The 13,972-nt window shown below is 58.7% G+C and carries 11 protein-coding genes; 1 reads left to right on the plus strand and 10 read right to left on the minus strand.

The features are described from left to right. Positions 1 to 42 precede the first annotated feature (42 nt). The 8 genes from NL528_RS31755 to NL528_RS31790 form a co-directional block, all read right to left on the minus strand. Positions 43 to 1,587, minus strand: a complete 1,545-nt coding sequence (locus NL528_RS31755; RefSeq protein WP_309178323.1) for a hypothetical protein — start codon at positions 1,585 to 1,587, stop codon at positions 43 to 45. Between the two features lie 114 nt (positions 1,588 to 1,701). Continuing rightward, positions 1,702 to 3,027, minus strand: a complete 1,326-nt coding sequence (locus NL528_RS31760; RefSeq protein WP_309178324.1) for an oligosaccharide flippase family protein — start codon at positions 3,025 to 3,027, stop codon at positions 1,702 to 1,704. Positions 3,028 to 3,090: 63 nt separating this feature from the next. After that, entirely contained in the window at positions 3,091 to 4,479 is a 1,389-nt protein-coding gene (locus NL528_RS31765) for a hypothetical protein (protein ID WP_309178325.1), read from the minus strand. After that, positions 4,479 to 5,705 carry a LegC family aminotransferase gene (locus NL528_RS31770; protein WP_309178326.1) on the minus strand — a complete coding sequence of 409 codons (1,227 nt, stop codon included), beginning with the start codon at positions 5,703 to 5,705 and terminating at the stop codon, positions 4,479 to 4,481. Before NL528_RS31770 ends, NL528_RS31765 begins: the two co-directional genes overlap by 1 nt. A gap of 5 nt (positions 5,706 to 5,710) precedes the next feature. Next, positions 5,711 to 6,709 (minus strand): NAD-dependent 4,6-dehydratase LegB, encoded by a 999-nt coding sequence (locus NL528_RS31775; protein WP_309178327.1) that lies wholly within the window; start codon positions 6,707 to 6,709, stop codon positions 5,711 to 5,713. Between the two features lie 208 nt (positions 6,710 to 6,917). Then, positions 6,918 to 8,015, minus strand: coding sequence for a DegT/DnrJ/EryC1/StrS family aminotransferase (locus tag NL528_RS31780; RefSeq protein WP_309178328.1), 1,098 nt, complete (start codon positions 8,013 to 8,015; stop codon positions 6,918 to 6,920). Positions 8,016 to 8,027: 12 nt separating this feature from the next. Beyond that, complete coding sequence (locus NL528_RS31785; protein WP_309178329.1) at positions 8,028 to 8,495, minus strand: acyltransferase; 468 nt, start codon at positions 8,493 to 8,495, stop codon at positions 8,028 to 8,030. Further along, the gene (locus NL528_RS31790; protein WP_309178330.1) at positions 8,492 to 9,553 is read right to left on the minus strand and encodes a Gfo/Idh/MocA family oxidoreductase; all 1,062 of its coding nucleotides are present in this window, start codon (positions 9,551 to 9,553) and stop codon (positions 8,492 to 8,494) included. Before NL528_RS31790 ends, NL528_RS31785 begins: the two co-directional genes overlap by 4 nt. 1,001 nt (positions 9,554 to 10,554) lie before the next feature. On the opposite strand from NL528_RS31790, the gene NL528_RS31795 reads away from it, so the two are divergent. Continuing rightward, positions 10,555 to 11,877, plus strand: coding sequence for a hypothetical protein (locus NL528_RS31795; protein WP_309178331.1), 1,323 nt, complete (start codon positions 10,555 to 10,557; stop codon positions 11,875 to 11,877). A gap of 33 nt (positions 11,878 to 11,910) precedes the next feature. Here the strand turns inward: NL528_RS31795 and NL528_RS31800 are convergent, their stop codons facing one another. Then, positions 11,911 to 13,074 carry a glycosyltransferase family 1 protein gene (locus NL528_RS31800; RefSeq protein WP_309178332.1) on the minus strand — a complete coding sequence of 388 codons (1,164 nt, stop codon included), beginning with the start codon at positions 13,072 to 13,074 and terminating at the stop codon, positions 11,911 to 11,913. Beyond that, positions 13,071 to 13,946: an SDR family oxidoreductase gene (locus NL528_RS31805; protein ID WP_309178334.1), complete on the minus strand. Its 876-nt coding sequence runs from the start codon at positions 13,944 to 13,946 to the stop codon at positions 13,071 to 13,073. The genes NL528_RS31800 and NL528_RS31805 overlap by 4 nt, the downstream gene beginning before the upstream one ends. Positions 13,947 to 13,972: the final 26 nt, after the last annotated feature.

A 13,972-nucleotide genomic window follows, 5' to 3' on the forward strand; every position in this document is an offset into this window, starting at 1 on the left:
TCAAACAAGACATCGACGACGAGATGCTTCAACTCAGTTTAATCATGCGCTAGATATCCCGGGCTCGAGCCGGCGAGACCGCGAGAGCACGGTCGCGAGGTCGACGGCCATTCCAAGGGCGACCATCGAGCACAACACCAAGGCAGAATTGGCGATACCCAGAGGGCCTTGAATCGGGCTAAGAAAAATACTCGCGAGAATAAACGTCAACAGCAGCGGCGGCGTCGCCAACTCAGAAGTCCTGGCCCGGAAGTCACTCCAGCCCGCGGCAAATCCCCAGATCAAAATATAGATGATCGAGCCGATCGCGCCGAAGTCGATAAAAGCGGCCGCCCAAACCGTCGGGAAGAATCCATAAATTTGGGTCGACTTAAGCTGCATGGTCATCGTCGTCAGCCACTGGCTGTTTGGAGCGAAGACCCGGAGAATTGGCGAGAGAACCCCGATTTCATAGGCCCCCCAATGCGGAGACAATTGCTGGCGGGCATGCCACACAGTATCGATGATGCGGACGCCATGCGTGAGATAAAAGTAGGTGCTCAAAATATCGATGGCAGCGTCCGACGAGAGGCGGCCGGATTCGACCGCCTGCAGGACATAAGCCCGTGGCCTAGCGTACCATAGCTCCTCCATCCTGCTCAGCAATCCGCTCGCCGCCGCCGACCGCGTCGGCGGAATGGCGTCGCGCGACGGTTTCGCGCGCTCAATCATCGAACTCAAGTCGGCGGCGTCGATCAACGCACTGCGAGACTTCCCGGCCTCGGCCAAATGCTGCTGGTAGTCACGCATCTGTTCAGACTTCTTCTGCCGATCCTTCAGCTGCAGTTCCTGTATCACCCCACTCATCTGAATGCAGAAATTGCGTCTGCTCGACCACATCGCGTTGGTGTAGATGCCAAATAGCAGCAGAAAGACGACCATCTTGGCGAGCAGGTAATGCCCTCGCGGCAGGATCGAACGTCCCTGCCGAATGCGAACCAATCCCGTCGAGACGATCAGCATGATCATGAAGAGAATCGGCATCCGTCCGGAATAGAGCAACGCGTAGCCGACCGGTGATACGATGGAGAGCTGCGCAACGTACGCGACCCAGCCATGGAACTCCTCTCCCTTCAGCAAGAACAACGCCAACGCGGCATAGGCAAAGGAGAATGTCAGGTACCCGACATAGATCAGCGGCGTTCGCTTGATTTCGATGGAATCAACCAAGTCAGGCGCGCAGCGCAGCAGTTCCGAATAGCCGCCGTTGATCACGCCGCTCAGCGCGACGCGATCGACGGCTATCAGCGCGATCCCGGCCACGCCGACCAATGAAGCGGAGGCCACGGCTATATGCAGAACCCCCGCAGATGACGCCGGAAAATTCGACCGGTGCCGCAACCAGACACTGAAACACCAGATGCCTGCCTGGTGTCCCGAAACAAACAGCAAAACGCCCAGCGTAATCACAGCCAGCACGATCGCGGACGGCTGCTGCGGATAATCAATGGGCCCGATTGCGACGCCGATCACGATCGCACACCAGATTGAGGTGACGAGTATCGCGGGCGACGAGACGCTGCGTGCTAGTTTAAAAAACTGCTGCATTTTCGAGGTTCGAAATCGGGGAGAAAAGTTGTACTTGATGTAGCAAGCTAGGGCCCCCCTAGCAATGGCCGGACCAACGGGCGGCTCGTCGCTCTGCTGCGCGCCGATGATGCTTTACGGGTAGAGCATCTCTGCATCCGTTGGCAGACCAGCCAGGCTCGTCGCACCGGGCGACGCATGAACTTCGCGCATTTTGCGCACCGTGAGAAACGTCAAGGCGAGAAGAAGAACGCCGCTGGCAACGCCACTGGCTATTGCGGCCCCGTAAATGCCGAGGATCGGGATGAGGACAATATTGAGCAGTAGGGAAATAATCGCAGACCCGACATTGCAGAGCAGCAGGCTGCCATCGGCTCGCGCCGCATAGAGAGCGTATGACGGAACATCGGCAAGGATACGCAGCAAAACCCCAGGCAACATCGAATAGAAAACCCAGATGCTGGCGGCGTACTGCGACAGGCCAAACAACGCCAGCATCGGCCACATCGTGAGGCCGGCAACAATCGTCATTCCGCAGGTTATGACGAACAACGACCAGAAAAACGACTGAAGATTTGCCCGGTAGGCGTCTCGGCCGGACGCATAACCGGCGATGACCTTAGGCAGGAACTGGTGGGACGCCGAAGCGCCGAGCGACAACAGGCCGATCGAAATGGTGGAATAAAAGGTGTAGATGCCCAACGCTTCGCGCCCAATAAATTTGTCGATGATAAAGCGGTCGACGTAGGAAATAATGAGCGCGCCGGCCGCGGTCAGAATGAACGGACGAGCCGTGCGTAGGCCCGCAAGCATCATGGCCCAGTCGGGATGGTAGCGCTTCAAGTTGCGCCACGGGAGGTCGGAGAGGGAGAACGCCGCAAACGCAATCGAAAGAGCGCCTCCAAGAGCCCACCAGATCAGAACTGCTTCGAGCGTACGCTCCGATGGCACGACGAACATGAGGGTTGCGATAGCGTAAACCCAGATTCCGCCGCGGAGAAATACCACAAAATAGGCCCGAACCGGGCGCGACGTGATGATCAAGATGCGCGTTGCTTCAAGCGAGAGGTGTTCCGTCGCTAGAATCAGCAGAAACCACGGCGCAAGCCTGGAAGGGAAAAGACCCGTGAATATGGCCAACGATGCAGCGACGCCGATGATCAGAAACGTTATCGCGCTGAGCGTAATTTGGTCCGCGATGATTTGCGTTCGCTTCTCCGGCGTCGCCGGCACCATTTCACGCAACGTATGCGAATAGAATTCCAGACCAAGAGCGAGCAGCGCGAAGGCAAGCACGGCGGTTATCAGCCCATACTGCCCCATTTCATCCGGCGAAAGCATTCGCGCAAGCAACACGGACAACAGAAAGCGGCTCGATAGCGTGAGGCCGCGCAGGATCAAAATCGATATCGCCGCAACGACGGCCGGTCGTTTCAGGAAGCCAGCTATGTGAACTCGCATCGCACCATTCCTGTAGGCTTGACCGCCCGGGATCGGGATAACTTGCGAGCGCAACCCAAGAGACTACGCAGCGGTCTTGCGAGATTTCAGAAACCTTGGCAAATATTGGTTCAACGAGCGCACCAGCGATTCGGCGGCCTCGCGGGCTCCCGGTTTTTCGGGATCAAATCTGTGCCAGGTGAAATAATTGCCTGCAACGCTTATCGCCGCCATGTGCCGGACAATATCGCGCCGTACCTCCCCCAATTCGCCTGCCGGCCACCACTGTTTGAGGCGCTCGACGAGACTTCCGATTTCGTCGAAGCTGCGGACGTGGATGAAGTGCCGTTCTGTCGCATAATAGGGCTCGGTGACGACAGAACAAAGTCCGGACAGAGCGGCCTGGAAGCCGACCGTTCCCGTAAACGAGATCGAGATCGCACATTTATCGAGCATGAAGTTGGCTGGCACCTCGTACGGAACCAACGTTACGAAGGGCAGCTTCGCCAGTCGCTCAAGCAACTCGATCTGGCGGAACCCGAACTGCAGCGGATGATCCTTCACGAAGGTGCGGTAGCCCGCTTCACCGAGCACCTCGCAGTATCGTACAATCACGTCGTCGTGCGCAAGCATGTCATGGGACTTCAACCAATAGTCCATCGATGCTTCCGGAAAGAGCTGCAGCGCCAGGAAGGCACGGCGCTGGCGGGGCACCTCGTCAAGCCGCGCTTCCCATTTCCGGTCCAGCAGGCTGAGGGCGGCAACGTCGCTTACCCGAACCTTATGCTTCAAACGTTTCAACGCGTCCAAATAATGCAGGTTGAAACGGTCTCTCTGGAGAAACCGCAACACGTTGAAGTATGCACCGCGCAGCGCAAAGTAACCGAACACGCGCCAGAACCGCAACATCGAGAATTTCCTGGCATTACGAACGTAGGCCGGCACAAAATCCGACTCGCAAAGCAGGCGTACCGCGGCCTCGACTTCGCTTTCCGAAGGTTCTCGAAGCCGAACCGGTTTTCCCCGGCGCATGAGCATCACTTCATCCGGAATGATCGACGTTGTCATTTCCAGAAAATCAATACCGCGAGCGCGCGCGATTCGTTCCATCACGTCGAAGACGTAGCGATCCATAGTGAATGTCACCACGAGATCGGGGTCGAGGTCGTCAAAAGCACGCTCGATGGCTTGCGCCATGCCCCCGATCATCCTCAGTGCAAGCCCCCGATCCAGGCTGCGCAGCACCCGGCAGCGGAGGATAATCTCCGCACATCCCTCCTCGCCAAACCGCGCGACCGCCGTTTCAGCCGCATCACCTTTCCGCATAAAGCGATAGAAGTCGTCGATCAGCGACCTGTCGCCGTCCGCGCGCAGATCGCTCAGTACCGTGACGTCCGCGAAATCGATTTGCGAACCGAGGTACTTCCACCATTGCGTCGTATTATGAATCGTAAAGAAGATTAAGCGGGGCATCAATTTTTGATCGTGGTTGTTTGCTCGCTGGCGGCCAGAAACGGACTGCTGGGAAGATTGACGCAGCGCGCATACATGTCCTCCGCAACCGGCAGCCGCGAACGCGGACAGTTGCGATACATCGGCAGCACATGCATGGGCGTCCACAGCGGCCGGGCGTGCACGCCATTGGCATGGAGCGCCGATAGCAGCCGGTCGCGCTCACCGGCGTATTCGCGGTCGAGAACGAGCGTGTTGAGCCAATAGTTGCTCTGGGCGCCGTTCGGCTCGCGGTAGATGCTGGCATTGGCGAAACCGTCGAACACCGCCAGATAACGCCCGGCCAGTTCGCGCTTGGCCTCGACCATCGCCGACAGCCGTTCCATCTGGCCGCAGCCGAGCGCCGCGTTGATGTTGGGGAGCCGGTAATTGTAGCCGACTTCGTCGTGGTCGAACGACCAGGCATGCGACTTCTTGGCCGTGGTGGTAAAGTGGCGGGCGCGTGTGGCGTGTGCGTCGTCGTCGGTCAGGATCATGCCGCCGCCGCCGGTCGTGATGATCTTGTTGCCGTTGAAGGAGAGCACGGCGGAATGGCCGAACGTGCCGCACGCCTGCCCTTGCCACGTCGAGCCAAGCGACTCCGTCGCATCCTCAACGACCACGAGGCCGTACTTCGCGGCGACCGCCAGCAGCGGCGTCATGTCGACGGGATGCCCGAAGATGTGGACCGGAACGACGGCGCGAATGCGCCGGCCGGTCAGCTTGTTGAAGAGGTCACCGTTGCGGCGAACCGAAATCTCCTCAAGATGCGCATCCAGCGCCGCGGGATCGAGGCCCAGCGTATCCCAGCTGGAATCGACGATGTGCGGAATCGCTCCGGCATGGCTGACGGCGTTGGCGGTCGCGACGAAGGTGATCGCCGGCAGAATGACTTCATCGTTCGCCTGCACACCCTCGAGCAGCAACGCGGCATGAAGGGCCGCGGTGCCGTTGACGATGGCGATGGCATGACGGGCCCCGGTGGCGGCGGCAACCATCTGCTCGAACCGGGAGACATATTTGCCGGCGCTCGATACCCAGTTGGTATCGATGCAATCGAGCACAAATTCGCGCTCACGCGCGCCCAGCCGGGGTTCATGCAGCGCCACCGGACGGGACGCGGAGCCGAGAACGGTATCGACCGCTGCAAGTACGGCACCGACATCGAGCTGGGCACGGCGGTCAGCAATGGCGGAAGAACTGCTCATCAGGCTCACAACTGGTAGGCGTTGGCGCGATAGCGCGAAAGATTCTCGTTCCGGGCGAACCAGGATATCGTCTGCTCAAGCCCTTTGCGAAGTCCCTCGACGCCGGCGAAGCGCGGTGACCAGCCCAGCAGTTCTTGCGCCTTGGCGTTGCTGGCCCACAGCCGGTCGACTTCGCTGCGCTCCGGGCGAACCCTGATGTCGTCCTGTTCGATTTCGATCTTGGCGCCCATGAGTTCGGCGATCATCTGCGCGATATCGCCGATCGAAATCTCAAATCCGCTTCCGATATTGATGACTTCGCCGATACCGGCCTTGGTCTCGAGCGCGGCAAGGAAACCACCGACCGTGTCGGCGACAAAATTGAAATCGCGCGTCGGGTGGATACTGCCGAGCTTGATGGCGCGCTGGCCGGCCGCGATCTGCGTAATGATGGTCGGAATCACCGCGCGCGCCGATTGCCGCGGGCCATAGGTATTGAACGGCCGCACCACCGTCACCGGCGTGCCGAACGAACGCTCGAACGACAGCGCCAGTTGATCGGCGCCGATCTTGCTGGCCGAATAAGGCGACTGCCCCTGCAGCCTGTGATCTTCGGTAATGGGAACGACCTGCGCCGTGCCGTACACTTCGCTGGTCGAGGTATGCAGGACCTGGGAGACCTCGAAATCCCGCGCCGCCTGCAGCACGTTGAGCGTGCCGCGGATGTTGGTTTCGACGTAGGTATCGGGCGAATGGTACGAATAGGGGATCGCGATCAAGGCGGCGAGGTGCAAGACGGCATCGCAATCCTTCATCGCGGTGCGTACGCCGTTCGGATCGCGGATATCGCCGGCGAACACATCCAGATGTTTTCGAATTTCGGGCGGCGACGTATCAAGCCAGCCCTGCGAACTCATGCTGTTGTAGTGCACGAAGGCGCGCACCTCGAAGTTCCTGCGGACCAGCTCTTCCGCAAGATGCGATCCGATGAATCCGCCCGCGCCTGTCAGCAGTATTTTTCGCAAGGTTCCCGTTCCCGTTGCCAGACCCATGCACCCACGGCGTGGCATGCCGCTTCTAAACAGTACTGCGGCTGGAGACCAGATCGAATGGCGCAAAAAAACACACGCTGCGCTGATTTTGTGGTCGCCTCCGCGGCGGCGACGCCATTCTCAATTTTAACAACATATTGATAATATTTACTATTTTTACCGCACCCGAAAGATGGGTCGATCAGAATTTACGAACCAGATCGATTACCGTGCGTTGCTGATCCGCCGTGATCTCCGCGAACATCGGCAGCGACAGAATCGTGCTCTGCTGGCGATGCACGTTGGGAAATTGTTCCGGGCGGTGGCCAAGGCGGCTATAGGCGGCGAGAAACGGCAGTGCGGTCGGGTAGTTGACTGCAGTCTGCACCCCGTTGGCATTCAAGTGCGACGCCAGCGCATCACGGCGCGGATGCTTGATCGTGTAGAGATGATAGACGTGGCTGCGGTCCGGCGCGACCTGTGGCACGACGATGTCCTCGATCTGGCTGAGGCCAGCATCGTAAACCTTGGCGGCGTCCTGCCGCGCTTTTGTCCACTGGGTGAGATGCGGCAGTTTCGCCGACAGGATTGCCGCCTGCATGCCGTCCAGCCGGCTGTTGATGCCTTCGATGTGATGCTGGTGCTTCACCAGGCCGCCGTGCCGCGCCAGCATGGTCATGTGTTCGGCCAGCGCGTCGTCATTGGTCACGACGGCCCCGGCGTCGCCCATCGCTCCGAGATTCTTGCCCGGATAGAACGAGTAGGTCGCGGCTGCGCCGAACGTCCCGACCTGCTGGCCTTTATAGCGAGCCAGATGCGCCTGCGCGCAATCCTCCACCACCCAGAGCTTGTGCTTGCGAGCGATCGCCATGATCGCGTCCATATCCGCCGACTGTCCGTACAGATGCACCGGAATGATGCCGACGGTGCGCGGCGTGATCGCGGCCTCGATCGCGGCCGGATCGATGGTGAATGTAGCGCCGTCGGTATCGCAAAACACCACGGTAGCGCCGGCGCGAGTAATCATCGCGGAGGTGCTGATCCACGAATGCGCCGTGGTGATCACCTCGTCGCCCGGCTTAACCTTCAGCGCGGCCATAGCCAGATACAGCGCGTCGGTGCCGTTGGCGCAGGAGACGCAATGTTTGACATCAACGGCTGCCGCGAACTCCCGTTCGAAAGCGTCGACGTATGACCCGCGGATGAAGGCATTGTCGCGGATGACGGCCGATATCGCGCCGTCGATCTCGCTCTTGATGGTCTGATACTGCAGCTGCAGATCGGCAAAAGGCACCGGCATCGATCGTCTTCCCTACCTGTCCGTGAGCAGCCGGCGCGCCGGATTGCCTGCATATGTCCCTGGCGTCGTAATATCCTTGGTCAACACCGAACCCGCACCGATGACCACATCGTCGGCGATCCTGACCGGCATGATCGTGGCGTTGGAGCCGATCGAGACCCGATTACCAACCACGGTCTCGCGCCACAACTCCCTTTGTCCGCGAGCCGGGCCGCCGGTCGAAAAGGTATCATTGACAAACATCACGCCATGGCCGACGAAACAGTCCTCACCGATCGTGACCAGTTCGCAGATGAACGCGTGCGACTGCACCCGCGTGCGGGCGCCGATCACGACGCCCTTCTGGATTTCGGTGAACGGCCCGACAAAGCAGTCGTCGCCAATTTTGCAGCCGTAGAGATTGCACGGCTCGACGATCCTGACCCGGGCGCCGAAATCGACATCGCGGACGCCCGCCTGATGGACATCCGGCCGATTCACGACACGACACCAAGCCGGCCCAGCCGGGGCGCGAAATGGAGCGCCACCTCGTCGCCGGTCTCTATCGATTCGTAGAGCGCCGAAATCAGTTCCAGACTCTTGCGTCCCTCGATACCGTCGACCAGCGCCGAGCGCTGGTTCACCAGGCAGTCGATCACATGCTGGTAATAGGCCTGATGACCGAAGCCGTAGACGTTCGGCGGGTTGACGGAAAACTTCTCGACCACGTCCTTGTCGGACGGAAGCTCATCGACAAAGCGCCAGTGCCGGATCTGGTTGACGGCAAAGCCTGCGATTTCGACCGTCCCCTTCTCTCCGAGGATCGAGAGCGAACCTTCGAGGTCGGTTGGACGCACGGCCGTTGTCGCCTCGATGATCCCGAGCGCGCCGTTGCGGAACCTCAGCGTTGCGACGGCCGTGTCTTCGGCCTCGATCTTTGCGAGCGCCGTGACGGCACGGGCATGAACGCTGACGACATCGCCAAAGAACCATTCCAGCATGTCGACGTGATGGCTGGCCTGGTTGCTGAGCACGCCGCCGTCATAGGCCCAGGTGCCGCGCCAGGCGTCCTGATCGTAATAGCTCTGGTCGCGGCACCAGCGAACGCGGACCGTTCCCAGAATGAGTCGGCCGAAGCGGCCGGCCTCCAGCGCCTCGCGCGCCTTTACCACGGGAACGTTGAAACGATTCTGCTTGACGACGAAAAGCTTGACGCCGGCCTCGTCGCAGGCGCGGATCATGTCGTCGGCGTCCTCCAGCCGCAGCGCCATCGGCTTCTCGACGATGGCGTGCTTCCCGGCCTTCGCACACGCTATGACATGGGCGGGATGCATTCCGCTCGGGGTCAGAACCGCGACCGCATCGATGTCCTTGCGAGCAAGAAATGCGCCAAAGTCATAATCTGCGGGGATGCCAAATTTAGACGCGATCGCGTCGGCTCTTGCCCGCACCGGATCGCAGACCGCAATGAGGGTTGCTCCACCGATGTGACCGCCTCCGAGCAAGTCGGAATGACGCCTGGCGATGCGCCCGCATCCGAGCAGGCCAAATCTAATCATAGTCGGTCCTCAAATCGACCAATTACTTGCATAACGGCCTTGACAACAACCAAGACACCATCGTGCATCACGATTTCCCTGTCATTTGGCTCTTTCACGAGAGATTGCCGATAGGGATAACTCGCTCGCATTCAATAAATCTCACTGCCCTTCAGACCTTGTCAACTGGAAGCTGCCGGACCTACACGTCGTCATCGGCCCGGCGACCGATCGCGCAATGTCCCGCCTTTAGTCATGTTGGCACGCTAATGAACCCGCTCTCTAGCGAAAAGGCTGCGAGGGCCCCAAAAGCGACCAGATAAAGGGGTCGGGGCAGCTTAACGTGCCCGGCCCGTAGCCGCCGATCGACCAGCCAATTGATTTTTCGAGGGATGGTCAACCTGGCTTCACCGCCCAATATGCCCGGCCATTGGTCTGAGGATCGCTGTTGTCGGACGAGGAAAACACGAAGACGGATCCATTGAGTCGCCAATGAGAATACCGGCCCATGCCCATTCTCGCGACATCCGCATGCACGCTGTGGGACGGGCCTAACCGCCTTTCGTTCTCGTATACCTCGATCGGCGACTGGTCGCTATTATCGATTGTGTCTGCGAAATCCATAAACCGATCGTCGCGTGCGATGACCGCGAACTCAGAGCTCAGGAACCTTACAAACGGCCTTCGCAAGAGCACCTTCTCGCCTGCGACTCTTGGTTGTGCATGAGAGACGCCAGGCGGCTGATAGGCAAACTGCAGCCATTTCGCTACCAGGAAATAAGTGCCTGTCGCGACAACTCCCGTCACTAGCCAGGTCCGCCTGTCCCAACTTTCTTTCAAAACCATGCTCGCCCTTGGTCCAATCAACTCTCGATGTCATTAACCCGACTCCGACCTTTGCAGCAAGCAGCCTCGGCATTCGTTGTGTGGTATACCGGCTCTACAGGTTGCCACCGTCTAGTCTAGCAGAACCATCAAACTTGGGGTCAGGAAGTGATGAATAACCTCGTTGAGCAAGAAACATGATCGCACCTAACCGACTGTCTGGCGAACGTCAGAGGCTGATTATTCTAAATTGGTTTCTCATCGCCGCTTGTTGCGTTTCTCTCGTTTTTGTTGCCCAGTTTTACTCGCAATACTACATATCCTTCCGTCCGGCACACCTGTTTGGTGCAGTCGCACTGCTGACATCATTTGCCTTGGTGTCGTTGTTTTTTGCATTCGCAAGCGACAGTTTCGGCTACATCGTCAGCTTCTACTCCTATTTGATGATCGCCGGATATCTGTGGCTGAATCACTTTTCGGAACTAGTGTATGATCATCGACTAGCGGCGCTTTCCGCCACAACATCGGCGATAGCTTTCGCATTACCTGCCTTATTCATCTGTTCACCAGTGCGTCGCGTCTACACCCTATCTTCGTCAGCGCTGAATCTTCTCCTCACGCTGATCCTTCTGATAGGGCTTGCAACTGTCCTTATCGGCGCAACCTATAGCTTCAGAGTTATTAGCATTGAAGACATCTATAAGTACCGCTCCGACCTCAACTTTCCGACGATACTGAACTACGTGATAGGAGTGACCTCGAACGCGCTGCTGCCTTTCGCGTTTGCCTGCTTCGTTGCGCGTAGGGATATCTGGCGTGCCGGAGCCGTTCTGTTCCTGCTCATGCTGTTCTATCCCATCACGCTTAGCAAATTGGCTTTGTTCACGCCATCTTGGCTTGCGGCGATATTTGTGCTTTCCAGATTCTTGAACTTCAAGCTTTCCGTCACCCTCACTCTGCTGCTGCCTATTTCAGCCGGCATTTTTCTGGTCATGCTGTCCCAATGGAATCTTCTACCTTACGAGCTGACTATTCCCTTTTTTGGTCTCGTGAACTTCCGAATGATCGCAGTTCCATCGCTTGCGATGGAGTATTACAATAGCTTCTTTGCCACACATCCCGTAACCCATTTCTGCCAGATACGGCTACTAAAGTCGCTTGTGTCCTGCCCCTATCAGGAACAGCTGGCCGACGTAATTTACAATGCTTTCGGCATCGGCGGACAATTCAATGCGTCGCTGTTTGCCACCGAGGGCATCGCGTCCGTGGGTGTGCTCTTTGCGCCGATTACAGCGTTCGCAGCAGGGCTCGTTATCGCACTTGGAAATCGCCTCTCCGCGGGTTTGCCGCCCCAATTTATCCTGATCTCGAGCGCGGTTCTCGCCCAGGCGCTTCTCAACGTCCCGTTAAGCACGGTGCTGCTCACCCATGGCGCGAGCTTTCTCTTTCTTCTTTGGTACATTACGCCGCGAGAACTCGGTCTAGAGGCAAGCAAGCCACTTTCGATGGCTTCACCATAACGCACACCGCTAAATCAGTGGTATGAGTCGGCTTCAGCATCGAACGGCGCGCTGAACGGTGTTGGTAAAATCCGTCGCAAACGCCTCGACGCGATGCTCCTGATGTGGAACAAGGCTACGAACGATTGAAACTTCGCACGCCCGCGACGTACGCATGAGATGGTCGGCCAATGTGAAGGGATCGTCGGTCCCGAAATAGCGCGCTTCACCGGCGGTCTGTTCGCGGTGCACATCGAGATCGGACAAAATCATGGGCACGCCGAACGATTTCGCTTCTTCAACGGTGGTGCTCCATCCCTCGAATCGAGATGGATTTATCAGGGCTAAGGAAGCGCGCAACAACGCATACACATGCGGCGCCGGGATCATCCCAAGATGAAGGAAGCGCTTTTCGAGACCCCGGTTGCGGACCTGTGACATAACATGCTCGAAGTACCCGCGGCCTCGCCTATCTTCGGTGCTGCCCGACGCGCACACGACGACATCGAAGCCACGCTGCATCAGGATTGTGAGCGCATCGACCACCACTTGGTGGTTTTTGTGCCTGTAGAACTGATTTGGCAGGTAAAAATACCGCTCGGGCAATTGGTATTGCGCAATGACCTCGGCTGGATTTGCGCTCAGATAAGCTGTCGACGGCTGTGTTGCGAAGCGAACCATTGAAGTGTCGTTCCGTGCCCGAGGATAGTATTTCCTGAAGTCGCGAAGCGCGCTCTCGCTGCTGAGCATAATGGTCCGCCTTGAGGCGATCTGGAGGCGAAAGCCGAGCTCGCGACGCCATCGGGAGGAGCGCGGAAAGAGCTCGGGCAATTTTCGATGTTGCAGATCGGGAAACCAGGCCACGGCCGGATAGGGCAGCCGCCAACCAAAAAAGCGTGCGGTTTCGAAAACCGCATCGATACGTTGCGCCCGGAATACTACCGCCGCCTTCCAGTCCAATCCCAGCGCAAGGGCTGCAGCTAAACCGGCGCGGCTTTCAAAAGCCGCCGATCGCACAACTTCCACGCCTGGTATCTCGGCTAGTGCGGAGAGATCGGCATCGTCATCACCGTTCCCAGCAAACAAGACCGGCGTGAGTTCGCCCGGTCGAAACTGGCTAAGCGCCGCAAACAAATTGCTCTGGTAATTATAGCCGCCGGCCCAAACCTGCCGGGGGATATGCGTGAATGCGAGCCGCAGCGGCACACGTTGGATCACCGGGCCTGTTCCTTGAACCACGAAACGTAATCCGCAAAGCCTTGCTCAACGGGGATCTTCCACTCAAAGGGCAGAGCACGCAGCGTTTCATCGTTTGCCAGCAGACTCGGCGGATCACCCGCCCGAACGGCGCCAGAGTACGTCACGGAAATGCTTCCGCCCCAGGATTCCGAGAGCATCGCCGCAACCCGTGCTACCGTCGTTCCAAGCCCAGATCCGGCATTAATCGCGCGAAAGGTCTCCGGCTGAGGCTTTTCAGCGATCTCCGCCAATAGCCGCGCGACGTCGCGGACATCCGTCCAGTCCCGGACCTCCGCTCCGGTCCCTCCCAGCACCAGATTTCGCTCACCCGCTTGCAATCGGGAGCAAATATCCCAGGCCAACTGTTTTCGCAAGAGTGACCCATAAACCGAGAACAAGCGCAATACTGTACCACGCAAGCCGAATGTCACGGCGTAGCTGCGGCACAGCTGCTCCATCATCAGTTTGTGTTGACCGTAGGGCGACATCGGAAGCGTTGCCGCATCCGCGGCGATCGGCCCTTCGTGACCCGCGCCATAAACCGCGGCGCTCGACGCGACGATCAAGCGACTTTCTCTGGCGGAACCGCGGAGCCACTCGAGTAATCTGGCCGTGCTGGCAACGGTACGCGAAAAGTCCTCAAACGGCTGCGCGATCGACAATCCGACCGAAGAGCCGCCGGCCAGATGGAAAATCGTCGACGGCAGTCCCGCCAGCTCCGCAAGCGCGTTGAGATTGGCCGCGTCGATCTCGCCGTTCAGCCAATGCTCCAGGCCGATGCGATGCTTTTCGGCGTCTCCGATCGCGCCGTGGCCAATGCCATGAACGCGATTGCCCCGGTCAGCCAGCACCCTAACGAGATGCCGGCCGATGAAGC

Origin of the sequence: Bradyrhizobium sp. Ash2021, assembly GCF_031202265.1 — a bacterium.
In the GTDB taxonomy this organism is placed as follows: Bacteria; Pseudomonadota; Alphaproteobacteria; order Rhizobiales; family Xanthobacteraceae; genus Bradyrhizobium.

Bases quoted from the DNA above. Each gene is read 5' to 3' on its own strand.
- NL528_RS31790 (WP_309178330.1), bottom strand. From the start codon at position 9,553: ATGATTAGATTTGGCCTGCTCGGATGCGGGCGCATCGCCAGGCGTCAT.
- NL528_RS31755 (WP_309178323.1), bottom strand. From the start codon at position 1,587: ATGCAGCAGTTTTTTAAACTAGCACGCAGCGTCTCGTCGCCCGCGATA.
- NL528_RS31780 (WP_309178328.1), bottom strand. From the start codon at position 8,015: ATGCCGGTGCCTTTTGCCGATCTGCAGCTGCAGTATCAGACCATCAAG.
- NL528_RS31760 (WP_309178324.1), bottom strand. From the start codon at position 3,027: ATGCGAGTTCACATAGCTGGCTTCCTGAAACGACCGGCCGTCGTTGCG.
- NL528_RS31795 (WP_309178331.1), top strand. From the start codon at position 10,555: ATGATCGCACCTAACCGACTGTCTGGCGAACGTCAGAGGCTGATTATT.
- NL528_RS31770 (WP_309178326.1), bottom strand. From the start codon at position 5,705: ATGAGCAGTTCTTCCGCCATTGCTGACCGCCGTGCCCAGCTCGATGTC.
- NL528_RS31765 (WP_309178325.1), bottom strand. From the start codon at position 4,479: ATGCCCCGCTTAATCTTCTTTACGATTCATAATACGACGCAATGGTGG.